Origin of the sequence: Streptomyces paromomycinus, assembly GCF_003865155.1 — a bacterium.
Taxonomy (GTDB): domain Bacteria; phylum Actinomycetota; class Actinomycetes; order Streptomycetales; family Streptomycetaceae; genus Streptomyces; species Streptomyces chrestomyceticus.
Genome location: NZ_BHZD01000001.1, coordinates 8632606 through 8649622 on the forward strand (window position 1 = coordinate 8632606; position 17017 = coordinate 8649622).

The window sequence follows — 17017 nt, forward strand, 5'->3', positions numbered from 1 at the left end:
GAACATTTTGGTAAGGGATCCTGGTGGACAACCAAGAGAAACTCTTCGACTACCTCAAGAAGACCGCGGCCCAGCTCCAGGAAACGCGTAAGCGGCTGCACCGGCTGGAGGCCGCCGAGCAGGAGCCGCTGGCGATCGTCGGGATGGCGTGCCGGTTTCCCGGTGGAGTGGGCAGTCCGGAGGAGTTCTGGGAGTTCCTTGTTTCCGGTGGCGACGGCGTGGACGGTTTCCCGACCGACCGTGGCTGGGACCTGGAGAGCGTGTACGACCCGGACGGTGAGCGCGAGGGCACCTCGTACGTCGCCCAGGGCGCGTTCCTGCGGGAAGCGGCCGAGTTCGATGCGGAATTCTTCGGGATCAGCCCGCGCGAGGCTCTTGCCATGGATCCGCAGCAGCGGCTGTTGCTGGAGACGTCCTGGGAGGCGCTGGAGCGTGCCGGCATCGACCCGGCCTCGCTGAAGGAGAGCGCCACCGGTGTGTTCGCCGGTGGCTTCACCTCGGGTTACGGGCTCGGCGTATCCATGAGCCAGGACGACTCCGGCGCCGAGGGTCACGTGCTGACCGGCAATGCGACGAGTGTTCTGTCCGGGCGGGTGTCGTATGTGCTGGGTCTTGAGGGTCCGGCGGTGACGGTGGACACGGCGTGTTCGTCGTCGTTGGTGGCGCTTCATCTGGCGGCGCAGGCGGTGCGGTCGGGGGAGTGCTCGCTGGCGTTGGCGGGCGGGGCGACGGTGATGGCGACGCCGGGTACGTTCATCGACTTCTCCCGTCAGCAGGGTCTGTCTGCCGATGGCCGCTGCCGGGCGTTTTCGGAGGATGCGGACGGTACGGGCTGGGCCGAGGGTGCTGGCATGGTCGTGGTGGAGCGGCTGTCCGATGCCCGCCGTAACGGGCACAAGGTGCTGGCGCTGTTGCGGGGCAGTGCGGTCAATCAGGATGGTGCGTCGAATGGGCTGACTGCGCCGAACGGTCCGTCGCAGCAGCGGGTGATTCGTGCGGCGTTGGCCAATGCGCGGTTGGCGCCGGGGGACGTGGATGTGGTGGAGGCTCATGGCACCGGGACCACGCTCGGTGACCCGATCGAGGCGCAGGCGTTGCTGGCGACGTACGGTCAGGAGCGCGGTCAGGGTGGCCCGTTGTGGCTGGGGTCGGTGAAGTCCAACATCGGTCACACTCAGGCTGCGGCCGGTGTTGCTGGTGTGATCAAGATGGTGCTGGCGCTGCAGCATGAGCGGCTGCCGCAGACTCTGTACGCCGAGGTGCCGTCCTCGCACGTGGACTGGGAGGCCGGTGCGGTGCGGCTGCTCACCGAGCCGGTGCCCTGGTCGTCCGATGGGCGCCGGGTGCGGCGGGCTGCTGTCTCGGCGTTCGGCATGAGCGGCACCAATGCCCACCTCATTCTGGAGGAGGCCCCCGCAGCGCAGGAGGCCGAAGCCGCCGAGGAGCCCAACGAACCGGAGACGGAACCGGACGGGCCGGCTGCGCGTGTGCTCTCCGGAGAAGGCGCCGGTGCGGTCCGGGCCTGGCAGGTCTCGGGCCGCTCGGCGGCAGCGCCCGCGGCGCAGGCGGACCGGCTGCACGGCTGGCTGGCGGCCCGTCCGGAGCTGCGACCGGCCGATGTCGCCTGGTCGCTGGCGACCGTGCGGAGCGCCTTCGAGCACCGTGCCGTCATCATCGGCAATGACGACCGCGCCGCGCTGCTGACGAGCCTGAAAAATCTCGCCGCCGGAACGCCGAACGGTTCGGTGGTGTCCGGAACGGCCCGCCCCGGCGTCCGGCCGGTGCTCGTCTTCCCCGGTCAGGGCTCCCAGTGGCTGGGCATGGGACAGGAGCTGGCGCGTACCTCCCCGGTGTTCGCGGCGCGGTTGGCGGAGTGTGCGGCGGCGTTGGGGCCGTATGTGGACTGGTCGCTGACCGATGTCCTGGTGGGATCGGGGGACGCCCCTGCGCTGGAGGCGGCGGATGTCGTCCAGCCTGCGTTGTGGGCGGTGATGGTCTCCCTTGCTGCTGTCTGGGGGGCGGCGGGCGTCGTCCCGGATGCGGTGGTGGGCCACTCGCAAGGAGAAATCGCCGCTGCCACGGTGGCTGGGATGCTGTCGCTTGAGGACGGCGCGCGTGTGGTGGCGTTGCGGTCGCGTGCGTTGAAGGTGCTGGCGGGTGCGGGCGGGATGTTGTCGGTGAGCCGTCCGGCGGCTGAGGTTGAGGAGCGTCTGGTCCGGTTCGGTGAGCGGTTGTCTCTGGCGGCGGTCAATGGCCCGTCGGCCACTGTCGTCTCGGGTGAGCCGGAGGCTTTGGAGGAGCTGAAGGCGGAGTTCGAGGTGGCGGGTGCCCGGGCCCGCATGGTCGCGGTCGACTATGCCTCGCACTCCGCTCAGGTGGACCGGCTGGAGGAAGAGATCACCACCGTCCTGGCCGGGATCTCTCCGCGCCGGGGCCGCGTCCCGATGGTCTCCGCGATGACCGGCGAGATCCTGACCGGCGAAGAACTGGACGCCGGTTACTGGTACAGCAGCCTGCGCACCACCGTGCATTTCGAACGGGCGGTGCGCTCCCTGGCCGGCCAGGGGCAGCGGGTCTTCATCGAGGTGTCGCCGCATCCGGTGCTGTTGAGCGCGATGACGGACTCGTTGGAGGAGGCCGCGCAGGAGGCGGGCCCGGGCGCCGTGCCCGCCGCCCTGTGCGGGACGCTCCGCCGGGACGACGGCGGCGCGGAACGGCTGGTCACCTCGCTCGCCGAGGCGTTCGTCAACGGCGCGCCGGTGGACTGGGCGTCGGTGCTGCCCGCCGGTGAGCGGGTCGAGCTGCCCACCTACGTGTTCCAGCACCGCCGGTACTGGCCCAAGGGCAAGATGATGGGCCTGCGCCAGGATGGCGGCGACGCACTGGCGCTGGGCCTCGGCGCGGTCGGCCACCCACTGTTCGGCGCCGCCGTCGAACTGGCCGGGGGCGACGGCGTGGTGTGCCTGGGGCGGCTTTCGCTGCGCACCCATGCCTGGCTGGCCGACCATGCCGTCGGCGGTGTGGTGCTGTTGCCCGGCACCGGCTTCGTGGAGCTGGCGGTACGCGCCGGTGACCAGGTCGGCTGCGGGCTCCTGGAAGAACTGACGCTGCACGCCCCGCTGGTGCTGCCCACCGACGGCAGCGGGGTGCAGCTCCAAGTCGCGGTGGCCGCACCGGACACGGAGGGACGTCGCGGAGTCCGGGTCTTCTCCCGCCCCGAGGACGCCGCCGACCGGCAGCCGTGGACGCTGCACGCCGGCGGGACGCTCGGGCCCACCGCTGCGCCCGTACCGGCCGACCCGGACTTCGCGGTGTGGCCCCCGCAGGACGCGGTGCCGGCGGACGTCTCGGACGTCTACCCGGTGCGGCTGGCGGAGGTCTACGGCCCCGCCTTCCACGGGCTGCGTGCGGCCTGGCGGCGCGGCGCGGAGGTCTTCGCCGAGGTGGCGCTGCCCGAGGAGGTCGCGCAGCAGGCAGGCGCCTTCGGCCTGCACCCGGCGCTGTTGGACGCGGCGCTGCACGCCTCGTTCCTGGCCCAGCCGGACGCCGCGCAGGAGACCGGGCAGGTCACCATGCCGTTCGCCTGGACCGACGTGGCACTGCACGCCGGCGGTGCCTCGGTGCTGCGGGTGCGGCTGCGCCAGGACGCACAGAGCGGGCTTTCGCTGGCGGCCGCCGACACCACCGGGGCTCCGGTGGTCACCGTGGGATCGCTGGTGCGGCGCCCGGTATCGGCTGAGCAACTGCGCGCTACGCAAGACGAGTTGACCGACTCGCTCTTCGTCCAGGAATGGACCGAGCTGTCCGGCGGCGACGCCGTGGTCGGCGACTGGGCTCTGCTCGGCGCCGACCGCTACGGGCTGGCAGGCGGGCTGGAGGCGGCAGGCGTACAACTGCGTCCCTTCCCCGGCCTCCCCGAGCTGGTCGCCGCGGCGCAGACCGGCACCGGTGCCCCGCGAACCGTTGTGGTCTGCGCCGATGCCCTGTCCGGCGAGGGGACCCTGCCCGGCGAGGGGACTCTGTCCGACGAGGGCGTGTCCGGTGAGAACGCTGAAGCGCGGGCCGATGACAGGACACCTGCGGACGACAGGACGCCCGCGGATGACAAGGCCCCGGCGGACGAGGTGACGTCGGCGGGCAAGGAGACACCGGCGGGCAAGGAGACACCGGCGGGCAAGAAGGCCTCGGCGGCCCCCAGCTCCCCGCAGCCGGCCGAAGCGGCGCGCCACCTCCCGGGCGCGGCACACCGGGCCGGCGCCGCCGCACTCCGCTTCGTACAGCAGTGGCTGGCCGAACCCTCCTTGGAAGAAGTCCGCTTGGTGGTCGTCACCCGGGGAGCGGACGCGATCACCGACGAGGACGTGGTGGACCCGGCCGCGGCGCTCGTCCGCGGCCTGCTGCGGTCGGCACAGGCGGAAAACCCGGACCGGCTGCTCTTGGCCGATCTCCCCGCGCGCGACGGCGCCCCGCACGAGGCGGCGCTGCTGCCCGCGGCGCTGGGCAGCGGAGAGCCGGAGGTGGCGGTCCGCGGCCAGATCCGGTACGGCAGGCGTCTGACCCGCCCCACGGGTGAGGTGACGCGGACCCAGTGGCCGTCCGGCACCCGGGCCGACCCGGCCGCCCGCTCGCTGCTGGTCACCGGCGGCACCGGAACCCTGGGCGGGCTGGTGGCCCGGCACCTGGCGGCCACCGGACGGGCCGGCTGCGTGGTACTGACCAGCCGTTCCGGCCCGGCCGCCACCGGTGCGGCCGCACAGGCCGCCGAACTGGCCCAGCTGGGTGTACAGGTCCGCATCGTCGCCTGCGACGCAGCCGACCGGGACGCCCTGGCCGCCGTGCTGGAGCAGATCCCGGCCGCGAACCCGCTGGGCTCCGTCGTGCACGCCGCGGGCGTCGTCGACGACGGTGTGATCATGTCGCTGACGCCGGAACGGCTGTCCGCGGTGCTGCGGCCGAAGGCCGATGCGGCCTGGCACCTGCACGAACTGACGGCCGGACTGCAACTGGACCGGTTCGTGCTGTTCTCGTCCGCCGCCGCCGTCTTCGGCTCGGCCGGCCAAGGCAGCTACGTGGCGGCCAACGCGTTCCTGGACGCCGTGGCCGCGCACCGCAGGGCCACCGGCCTCACGGGCACGTCGCTGCAGCTGGGGCCGTGGGCTCACGAGGCCGGCATCGGCCGCAACCTGGATGCCACCTCCCTCGCCCGTATCGACCGGGGCTTCGTACCGCTGACCGCCGACGAGGGTCTGGTCGTTCTGGACACGGCGCTGACCAGAGACGAAGCAGTGCTGATGCCCGCCAGACTGGACACTGCGGCGCTGCGCGCACAGACTGCGGCCGGCGGCGAGGTGCCGCCGCTGTGGCGGGCACTGGCGGGGACGTCCGCCCGGCGCACCGCCGCCTCCGGGGCTGCCGTCGGCTCCGGTACGGAAGCCGGCGAGGCCCTGCGCCACAGGCTGGCCTCGGTCGGCGGCAGCGAGCGGGACCGGCTCCTGCTGGAGCTGGTGCTCGCGCACGCCGCCGCCGTGCTGGGACACGCCTCCCCGGACGCTGTCGACGCCGGCCGTGCCTTCACCGACGTCGGCTTCGACTCGCTGACCGCGGTGGAACTGCGCAACCGGCTGAAGGCGCAGACCGGACTGCGGCTGCCGGCGACGCTGGTGTTCGATCACCCCACCCCTGCCGCGCTCGCCACCTTCCTGCGCGGCGAACTGGCCGGGGACCTGCCCGCCACCGCCGTTCCCACCGCGCCGGTGGCAGCGGGCGCCGACGACCCCATCGCGATCGTCGGCATGGCCTGCCGCTTCCCGGGCGGTGCGGCCGGCCCGGAGCAGCTGTGGCACCTGCTGGACTCCGGCACGGACGCGATCGGCCCGTTCCCCCAGGACCGCGGCTGGGACCTGGACCGGCTCCAGGACCCGGACGCGGAGCGCACCGGTGTCTCCTACCAGCAGGTCGGCGGATTCGTACCGGACGCCGCCTCCTTCGACGCCGGCTTCTTCGGGATCAGCCCGCGCGAGGCGCTGGCCATGGACCCCCAGCAGCGGCTGCTCCTGGAGACCTCCTGGGAGGCGTTCGAGCGCGCGGGCATCGACCCGGCATCGGTACGCGGCAGTCAGACCGGCGCCTTCATCGGCGGTTACTCTTCCCGGTACGCCCACGACGCGTCGCTGGAGGGCACCGGCGTCGCCGAGGCACACCTGGCGACCGGCAACGCGACCAGCGTGCTCTCCGGCCGGCTCTCCTACGTCTTCGGCCTGGAGGGCCCGGCGGTGACGGTGGACACCGCGTGTTCCTCCTCGCTGGTGGCGCTGCACATGGCTGCCCAGGCCCTGCGCGCGGGGGAGTGCTCGCTCGCTCTCGCGGGCGGCGTCACGGTCACCGCTACCCCGGACGTGTTCGTCACCTTCGCCACTGCGGGCGGGGTGTCGCTGGACGGCCGCTGCCGGTCCTTCGCCGCCTCGGCGGACGGCTCCGGCTTCGCCGAGGGCGTGGGCCTGCTGGTGGTCGAGCGGCTCTCCGACGCGCGGCGTCATGGGCACAAGGTCTTGGCCGTCGTACGGGGCAGCGCGGTCAACCAGGACGGTGCCTCCAACGGCCTGACCGCCCCCAACGGTCCCTCCCAGCAGCGGGTGATCCGTGCCGCGCTGGCCAACGCCCGTCTCACCCCTGCTGACGTGGACGTGGTGGAGGCACACGGTTCGGCGACCAAGCTGGGCGACCCCATCGAGGCCCAGGCCCTCCTGGCCACCTACGGTCAGGACCGCCCTGCGGAGCGGCCGCTGTGGCTGGGGTCGGTGAAGTCCAACATCGGTCACACGCAGGCTGCTGCCGGTGTCGCGGGTGTCATCAAGACGGTGCTGGCTCTTCAGCATGAGCGGTTGCCGCGCACGCTGCATGTGGATGAGCCGACGCCGCATGTGGACTGGTCGGCGGGTGAGGTCAGGCTGCTGGCGGAGTCGGTGCCGTGGCCCGGTGGTGAGCGGGTACGCCGGGCGGGTGTCTCCGGGTTCGGGATGAGCGGCACCAATGTGCACGTCATTCTGGAGGAGGCTCCGGAGGAGGCTGCCGACGCTGGCGAAGCGCCCGAGCCGGCTGAGGATGGACCTGCTGTTCTTGCGGTGGGTGGTGCGTTTGCGTGGTTGGTGTCGGGTCGGTCTGCGGAGGGTCTTGCTGCGCAGGCGGGGCGGTTGGGGGAGTGGGCGGCGGAGCGTCCGGCGTTGCGTCCGGTTGATGTGGCGTGGTCGTTGGCGGCTACGCGGGCGGTGTTGGAGCATCGTGGTGTGGTCGTGGCTGGCGACCGGGCGGGGTTGTTGGATGGCGTGCGAGATCTGGCGGGCGGTGAGTCGGCCGCGCCGGGTGTGGTGTCGGGGGTTGCTCGGGCCACGGGTCGGACGGTGTTTGTGTTCGCTGGGCAGGGTGCTCAGTGGGTCGGTATGGGCCGGGAGTTGTTGGCTTCGTCGCCGTTGTTCGCGGCGCGGTTGGCGGAGTGTGAGGCGGCGCTGGCGCCGTATGTGGACTGGTCGCTCAGCGATCTCCTGACGGGGGCGGAGGGCGCTCCGGCGTTGGAGGCGGCTGAGGTTGTCCAGCCTGCGTTGTGGGCGGTGATGGTGTCGCTGGCTGCTGTCTGGGAGGCGGCGGGTGTCGCCCCGGATGCGGTGGTGGGCCACTCGCAGGGGGAGATTGCTGCGGCCACCGTGGCCGGAATGCTGTCGCTGGAGGATGCGGCGCGGGTGGTGGCGGTGCGTTCGCGTGCGCTGTCAGCCCTCGATGTGGCCGGGGCGATGGTGTCGGTGGTGATGCCGGCCGGTGCGGTGCGTGAGCTGGTGGCGGGTTTCGACGGCCGGTTGTCGGTGGCCGCTGTTAATGGTCCGGCATCCGTGGTGGTGTCGGGTGAGTCGGAGGCGTTGGCGGCGTTCGAGCGGGAGCTGGCGGCGCGCAAGGTGCTGCGCTGGCGGATTCCGGCGACGGATTTTGTGGCGCATTCGGCGGCGGTGGAGCCGCTTGCCGACCGGCTCCGGGAGGAGCTGTCGGAGATAGCCCCGCAGGCGGGTCGCGTTCCGATGGTCTCCACGGTTACGGGCGAGTGGCTGGCCGGGCAGGAGGCGGATGCCGGGTACTGGTTTGCGAACCTGCGGCAGACGGTGCGTTTCGAGGATGCCGTCCGGAGTCTGCTGGAGGCCGGTTACGGAGCGTTCGTCGAGGTCTCGCCGCATCCGGTGCTGACCGCCGCGGTGACCGAAACCGCCCAGGACGCAAGCACCGCCCAGGAGACGGATGCCGCCCAAGCCGCTGCCAGCGCCCAGGTGCTGAGCATCGGCACCCTGTCCCAGTCCGATGCCGGTGCGGCCGGTCTGCTGCGTGCCTTCGCGCAGGCGCATGTGGCGGGGCTGCCGGTGGACTGGCGCAAGGTTCTGCCGGCCGGTGAGGTGGTGGATCTTCCCACCTACGCCTTCCAGCACCGCCGTTACTGGCTGGAGCCCTCCGCCGCCGCAGCTGCCGCCACGGCCGCCGCAACCGTTTCCTCGGCCGCCGAAGCGCAGTTCTGGGCCGCCGTCGAAAGCGGCGACCGGACCGGGCTCGCCCGGGCACTGGCCATCGAGAACGAGCACCAACTCGACGGCCTGCTGCCCGCGCTGGCGTCCTGGCGGCGTCGCGAACAGGAACGTTCGGCCACGGAAGGCTGGCGTTACCGGATCACCTGGGCGCCGGTGGCCGACCCGGCACCGGCCCGCCTGACCGGCCGCTGGCTGCTGCTCGTACCGGCCCAGGAGGCCGACGGCGAGGCGGCCCGGCAGTGCCGTGCGGCGCTCACCGCCCGCGGCGCCGCGACCGTGCCGGTCCAGGTGCCTGCAGACACCGTTCAGCGGGACGCGATCGCCGCGCTGCTCGACCGGACTCAGCAGGATGCCGAGCCGGCATCCGGAGTGCTCTCCCTGCTCGCGCTGGACGAGACGCCGCTACCGGACCACCCGGTGGTGACGGCGGGCCTGGCCGCCACCCTCGCACTGGTGCAGGCGCTCGGCGACACCGGCATCGCGGCGCCGCTGTGGGTGGCCACCCGCGGCGCCGTCGCCACCGGCCCCGACGAGGCGCCGACCAGCCCGTTGCAGGCCCAGGTCTGGGGCTTCGGCCGGATCGCCGGGCTGGAGCACCCGGACCGCTGGGGTGGGCTGGTCGACCTGCCCGCAGTCCTGGACGAACGTACGGGTGCGCAACTGGCGACCACACTGGCCGGTTCCACGGAGAACCAGGTCGCCCTCCGGCCGTCCGGGGCCCTGGGCCGCAGACTCGCCCACGCCCCGCAGCCCCCGGCGGCCGCGACTCCGCAGCCGACGACGGGAACCGCACTGATCACCGGCGGCACCGGCGCACTCGGCGGCCACGTAGCGGCCTGGCTGGCCGCGCGCGGCACCGAGCGGCTGGTCCTGACCAGCCGTTCCGGCCCCGCAGCCGCCGGAGCCGCGGCGCAGGCCGCCGCACTGGCCGCGCGCGGCACCCGGGTCGACGTACTGGCCTGCGACACGGCCGACCGTTCCCGCCTGGCCGCGGTGATCGGCCGGATCAGCACCGACGGCCCCCGGCTCACCACCGTCGTGCACACCGCGGCGGTACTGGACGACGGTGTGGTCGACGCCCTCTCGCCGGCCCGGCTGGAGACCGCGCTCGCGGCCAAGGCCGCCGGCGCCGCCCACCTGGACGAGCTGACCGCCGACCTGGACCTGGACGCTTTCGTACTGTTCTCCTCCGTGGTCGCCACCACCGGAGCCCCCGGACAGGCCAACTACGGTGCGGCCAATGCCTACCTGGACGCCCTCGCCCAGCACCGGCGCAGCCGCGGCCTGCCCGCACTCGCCGTGGCCTGGGGCCCGTGGGCGGTCGGCGTGGCACAGGGCTCCGCAGCGGCACGGCAGCGGCTGGCCCGCAACCAGTGGGAAGAGGTGATGGACCCGGACCTGGCGGTACGGGCCCTGGGCGAGGCGCTGGACGGCGGCGACACCGTACTGACAGTGATGGACATCGACTGGTCGGCGATCCTCGCCCAGCCGCAGTCCTCGGCAGGCCTGCTGCAGGCTGCCGTGATGCGGGACCTGCCCGAGGTCCACCGACTGGCCGCGCTGCTGGCCGAGACCCCGCAGGCACCGGCCGAACCGGCCCTGGCGGAACGGCTGGCCGGACTGGGCCGCCCCGAACAGCGCCGGGTACTGAGCGACCTGGTACGGGCCGGGGCCGCCCGGGTGCTCGGCCACACCTCGCCCGACGCGGTCGAGGACCGGAGCGCCTTCAGCGACCTCGGCTTCGACTCGCTGACCTCCGTCGAACTCCGTAACGACCTCAGCGCCGCAACGGGGCTCAGGCTCCCCGCGACCCTGCTGTTCGACCACCCCACCCCGGCCGCTCTCACCGCCTACCTGGAGACTGAACTCCTGGGCACCGGGGCGCAGACCCCCGTGGCACCGGCCGCGCTGCCGGCCACCATCGCGGCGGACGAACCGATCGCGATCGTCGGCATGGCCTGCCGCTATGCGGGAGGTGTGGCCGGTCCCGACGATCTGTGGCAGCTGCTCACCTCCGCAGGCGACGGCATCTCCGGGTTCCCCGACGACCGTGGCTGGGACCTGGAGGCGCTGGACGGCCCCTCGTACGTCCGGCACGGCGGCTTCATCGAGGACATCGGCGGCTTCGACGCCGGCTTCTTCGGGATCAGCCCGCGTGAGGCGCTGGCCATGGACCCGCAGCAGCGTCTGTTGCTGGAGACCTCCTGGGAGGCACTGGAGCGCAGCGGCATCGCTCCGGCCTCCCTGCGGTCCACCGCGACCGGCCTGTTCATCGGCGGCTACGCGTCCGGCTACGGCTACGGCGCCGACTTCGAGGGCGCGGCCCACCTCATCACCGGCACCGCGACCAGCGTGCTCTCCGGCCGGGTGTCCTACACCCTCGGCCTGGAAGGCCCGGCCGTGACGGTGGACACCGCCTGCTCGTCCTCGCTGGTGGCCCTGCACATGGCGGCCCAGGCCCTGCGCTCCGGGGAGTGCTCGATGGCACTGGCCGGCGGCGTCACCCTGATGGTGACGCCCGAAGGCTTCATCGGCTTCAGTGAGCAGAGCGGCCTCGCCAAGGACGGCCGTTGCAAGGCGTTCTCCGACCAGGCCGACGGCATGGGCATGGCCGAGGGCGCCGGCGTCCTCGTCATCGAACGGCTTACGGACGCGCAGCGCAACGGCCATCCGGTGCTGGCGGTGCTGCGGGGTAGCGCCACCAACCAGGACGGTGCATCCAACGGCCTGACCGCGCCCAACGGGCCGTCACAGCAGCGGGTGATCCGTGCCGCGCTGGCCAACTCCCGCCTGACGCCTGGTGACGTGGACGTGGTGGAGGCGCACGGTACTGGTACAAAGCTGGGTGACCCGATCGAGGCCCAGGCGCTGCTGGCCACCTACGGTCAGGAGCGTCCGGAGGGACGACCGCTGTGGTTGGGTTCGGTGAAGTCCAACATCGGTCACACTCAGGCGGCGGCCGGTGTGGCGGGTGTGATCAAGATGGTGCTGGCCCTCCAGCACGAGCAGCTGCCACGCACCCTGCACGTCGATGAACTGTCCTCGCACGTGGACTGGGCCGCGGGCGAGGTGGAGGTGCTGACGGAACCGGTGCCGTGGCCCAGCGGGGGCCGGGTGCGGCGGGCCGGCGTCTCCTCCTTCGGGCTCAGCGGCACCAACGCGCACGTCATCCTGGAAGAGGCTCCGGCACCCGCCGTCACACAGGACGGTGACAGCCTCGTCGGAACCCCTGAGGGGACCGGGGCCGGGGGCACGGTACTCGTTCCCGGCGTGGCACCCGCCTGGTTGGTGTCCGGCCGCTCGGCTGCGGGCCTGGCCGCGCAGGCGGACCGGCTGCGGGACTGGCTGACGTCCCGCCCGGAGCTGGAACCGGCCGATGTGGCCTGGTCGCTGGCTGCCGGCCGTTCGGTCTTCGAGCACCGGGCCGTGGTGGTGGGTACAGGCCGTGTCGAGCTGCTCGGTGGGGTGGAGAGCCTGGCGTCGGGTGTTCCGGCTGGGTCGGTGGTGTCCGGTGTGGCGCGGCCGGGGGCTCGTCCGGTGTTCGCTTTCGCGGGTCAGGGGTCGCAGTGGGTTGGGATGGGGCGGGAGCTGGTTGAGGTTTCGCCGGTGTTCGCGGCGCGGCTGGCGGAGTGTGCGGCGGCGTTGGCCCCGTACGTGGACTGGTCGCTGACCGATGTCCTCGCGGGAACGGAAGGTGCCCCCGCGCTGGGGGCGGCGGATGTCGTTCAGCCCGTGCTGTGGGCGGTGATGGTTTCCCTCGCTGCTGTCTGGGAGGCGGCCGGTGTCGCCCCGGAAGCCGTCGTCGGCCACTCGCAGGGAGAAATCGCCGCTGCCACGGTGGCCGGGATGCTGTCGCTTGAGGACGGCGCGCGTGTGGTGGCGTTGCGGTCGCGTGCGTTGAAGGTGCTGGCGGGTGCGGGCGGGATGCTGTCGGTGAGTCGTCCGGCGGCTGAGGTTGAGGAGCGTCTGGTCCGGTTCGGTGAGCGGTTGTCTCTGGCGGCGGTCAACGGCCCCTCGGCCACCGTGGTGTCCGGCGAGCCGGAGGCTTTGGAGGAGCTGAGGGCGGAGTTCGAGGGGGCGGGTGCCCGGGCGCGGATGGTGGCGGTGGATTACGCCTCGCATTCGGCTCAGGTGGACCGGCTGGAGGAGGAGATCACTTCTGTCCTGGCCGGGCTCTCTCCGCGCCGGGGCCGCGTTCCGATGGTCTCGGCGATGACCGGTGAGACCCTGACCGGTGAGGAGCTGGACGCCGGGTACTGGTTCCGCAGTCTGCGGGCGACGGTGCATTACGACCGCGCCGTGCGGGTTTTGGCCGGTCAGGGGCATCAGCTGTTTGTTGAGGTGACCCCGCATCCGGTGCTGATGGGGGCGATGAACGACGCTCTGGAAGAGGTCGCCCAGGAGGCAGGCCCGGGGGCGGAGCCCGCCGCGGTGTGTGGAACCCTGCGGCGCGATGACGGCGGCGCTGAGCGCCTGCTGCTCTCGTTGGCCGAGGCGTTCGTCAATGGGGCGTCGGTGAACTGGCTGTCGGTGCTTCCCGCAGGGCGGCGGGTGGGGCTGCCGACGTATGCGTTCCAGCATGAGCGGTTCTGGCCGAAGGCGGCTGCTGCGGTTTCCGGTGGTGATCCGGTGTCGTTGGGGCTGGGTGCGGTGGGTCATCCGTTGTTGGGTGCGGCGGTTGAACTGGCGGGTGGTGCGGGCTTGGTGTGTACGGGTCGGTTGTCGGTGCGTACGCATCCGTGGCTGGCCGATCACGCCGTCGGTGGTGCGGTGCTGTTGCCCGGGACCGGTTTCGTGGAGCTCGCGGTGTGCGCGGGGGATCAGGCTGGCTGTGGTGTGTTGGAGGAGCTGACGCTCCAGGCGCCGCTGGTCTTCCCTGGGGACGGGGCTGCGGTGCAGGTCCAGGTGGTGCTGGCCGGGGCGGATGCGGAAGGCCGCCGTAGCGTCGAGGTCTTTTCCCGGTCCGATGCGGCTGGTCAGTTGCAGGGGTGGACGCAGCACGCGAGCGGCGTGCTCGCCCCTGCCGGTCAGGCAGCCGAGGCCGACGATGACTTCGCGGTGTGGCCGCCCCGTAACGCCACGACGGTGGACATCTCTGGTCTCTACCAGGCGGCGGGCGCGAACTCGTACGGCTATGGTCCGGCGTTTCAGGGGCTGCGGGCGGTGTGGCGTCGGGGCGAGGAGGTGTTCGCTGAGGTGGCGCTGCCGGAGGAGGTGGCGGAGGACGCTGCTGCCTTCGGACTGCATCCGGCGCTGCTGGACGCCGTACTGCATGCCAGTGCTTTGCTTGAGGCTGAGGGGGAGCCGGGCGAGATCCGGTTGCCGTTTGCCTGGACTGGTGTGGAGCTGCACGCCAGTGGTGCGTCGGTGCTGCGGGCCCGGTTGCGTCGTGACGCGCAGGGCACGTTGACGGTGGCGGCCGCGGATGCGGCGGGTCAGCCGGTGGTTTCCGTAGCCTCGCTGATCACCCGCCCGGTCGACACCGGCCAGCTCCGCACCGCCGACGCCGGAATGGCCGATGCGCTGTTCGGTGTGGAATGGGCGGCGGTCACCGCGGTCGAAGCGGCCTCCGGGGAGTGGGCGCTGATCGGCGCCGACCGCTTCGATGTCGCCGGGCAGCTGACGGCTGCCGGGACGCCGGTGCGGTGCTTCGCAGGGCTGGAGGAGCTGGCCGCTGCCGCAGCGGACCGGGAGATCGACCCCGCTTTCGTCCTGGTCTGCGCCGGTGGCGAGGACCGGAGCGAGGAGGATCCGGCACGGGCCGCTGCTCGGGTGACTGGCGAGATGCTCGGCCTGGTGCAGGGCTGGCTGGGTGAGGAGCGGCTGGCGGACAGCCGGCTGGTGGTTCTCACGCGTGGTGCGGTGGCGGTTTCGGCCGGTGAGGGGGTGGCTGATCTGCCGGCAGCGGCCCTGGCCGGTCTGGTGCGCTCGGCCCAGTCGGAGAACCCCGACCGGCTGCTCCTCGTCGACCTGCCGGCCACCAACACCGCCGATGAGACTGACGTTCTCTCCTTTGCCATTGGTACCGGGGAGCCGGAGCTGGCGCTCCGAAGCGGCGCGGTGCATGCACGTCGACTGGTGCGTCCTTCCGGGGCGCTGCCGGTTCCGGAGGGCCGGTGGCGGTTGGAGCCGGACGCGGGCGGTTCGCTGGAAGGACTGTCGCTGCGCCCGGCGCCGGAGGCGGACCAGCCCCTCGCGACCGGACAGGTGCGAGTGGCGGTCCGGGCGACCGGCCTGAACTTCCGCGATGTGCTGATCGCGCTGGGCATGTATCCGGGCGGTGGAGTGCTGGGCAGCGAGATCGCCGGTACGGTGCTCGAAGCCGGGCCGGGGGTGGACCACCTGGCCCCGGGCGACCGGGTAATGGGGCTCGGCGAGGGCGGGTTCGGCCCGGCGGTTGTCACCGACGCCCGGCAGTTGGTGCGAATACCGGACGGCTGGTCCTACGCCGAAGCCGCCTCCGTCCCCAGCGCGTTCATGACTGCTTGGTACGCGTTGGTGGAGTTGGTCGGGGCGAAGCCGGGGCAGCGGGTGCTGGTGCATGCCGCTACCGGTGGGGTGGGGATGGCGGCGGTGCAGATCGCCCGCTACCTGGGGTTGGAGGTCTTTGCGACCGCGAGTCCGGGCAAGTGGCCGGTGCTGGCGGTGATGGGTCTGGATGCGGAGCACGTCTCGTCCTCCCGTACTGCCGGGTTCGAGGCGGATTTCATGGCTGCCACGGGTGGTGCGGGTGTGGACATCGTGGTGAACTCGTTGGCGGGTGAGCTGACCGATGCTTCGCTGCGGTTGCTGCCGCGGGGCGGGGCATTTGTGGAGATGGGCCGCACCGACGTCCGCGACGCCCAGGCAGTGGCCGCAGAGCAACCGGGCGTCACCTACCGCCCGTTCGAACTCAGCGAGGCGGGGCCGGCAGCACTGGGCACGATCCTGGAGCGGGTTGTTGCGCTGCTGTCCGCCGGCGATCTGCAACGGCTCCCGCTACGGGCCTGGGGCGTCCGGCAGGCGCGGGACGCGTTCCGGTTCATGCAGCAGGCCCGGCACACCGGCAAAATCGTCCTGACCCTGCCGTCGGACCTCGCCGAGACGCGGTCGACTGGCCCGTCCGGTGCCCGTTCGGCGTTGATCACGGGTGGTACGGGCACGTTGGGTGGTCTGGTGGCCGGGCATCTGGTGGTGTCGGGGCGGGCGGAGCATGTGGTGCTGACCAGTCGTTCGGGGCCCGGTGCTGTTGGTGTGGCGGCGTTGGCTGCGCGGTTGGCGCATGCGGGCGCTTCGGTGCAGGTGACGGCATGTGATGCCGCGGTTCGCCAGGAGCTGGCCGCTGTGGTGGCGGCGGTCCCGGCCGAATACCCGTTGCGGACTGTGGTGCATACCGCGGGTGTGCTGGATGACGGTACGGTCGGTTCGCTGACCGTGCAGCGGGTGGCGGGGGTGCTGCGGCCGAAGGCGGACGGTGCCTGGAACCTGCACGAGCTGACCCAGGGAATGGACCTGGACCACTTCGTGCTGTTCTCCTCCGCGGCAGCCACCTTCTCCAGCCCCGGCCAGGGCAACTACGTGGCGGCCAACGCCTTCCTGGACGCACTGGCCGCGAAGCGGCGGGCGGCCGGACTGCCCGCCACCTCGCTGGCCTGGGGCATGTGGGCCGACGCCAGCGCGTTGACCGGGCAGCTCAGCGAGTCCGAACGGGCCCGCATCAGCCGCGGCGGAGTCATGGCGCTCAGCGCCGACGAGGGCCTGGCGTTGCTGGACCTGGCGCTGGCCCGTGACGAGGCGCTGCTGATGCCGGCCAAGCTCGATCTGGCCGGGATGCGGGCGCAGAGCGCCGGCAGCACGGAGGTTCCGCCGCTGTTCCGGGCCTTGGTCTCGGCCGGTAGTGGGCGGCGTAGCGCTGTCGGGGCCGGTGACGCGGGCGCGGACTCGCTGCATGAGCGGCTGTCCGGGCTGTCCGGTCAGGAGCGAACCCGGCTGCTGACCGACCTGGTGCGTACGCATGCGGCGGCTGTTCTGGGGCATGCCTCGGCGGAGGCCGTCGAGCCGGGGCGGGCCTTCACCGACCTGGGCTTCGACTCGCTCACCGCCGTCGAACTGCGTAACCGGCTGAGCACCGCGACCGGTCTGCGGCTGCCCGCCACCCTGGTCTTCGACTACCCCAACACCCTCGAACTGGCCGCCTTCCTGATGGAAAAGCTGCTGCCTCAGATCGTTGAACATGGCGAGCCGGACGCTGCGGAGGAGAAACTCCGAACGGCACTCGCGACCGTACCGCTGTCCAGGTTCCGGGAGGCCGGGCTGATGGAGGCGCTGCTGCGGCTCGCCGGCGTCCAGGACGACGCCCTGCTCGCCGAAGAGGGTGAACAGGGCGCGGACATCGACGAGCTGGACGCCGACAGCCTGATCCGTCTCGCGCTGGGCGGCGAGAAGGAATGACCCTTCGGACGACGCCCGGAACGGTGGTG

General features: G+C 72.3%; 1 protein-coding gene. It reads left to right on the forward strand.

The genetic code is table 11. The annotated features are described in order from the left end of the window. The first annotated feature begins 23 nt into the window (after positions 1-23). Positions 24-16988, forward strand: a complete 16965-nt coding sequence (locus tag OEIGOIKO_RS43300; protein ID WP_246177784.1) for a type I polyketide synthase — start codon at positions 24-26, stop codon at positions 16986-16988. Positions 16989-17017: the final 29 nt, after the last annotated feature.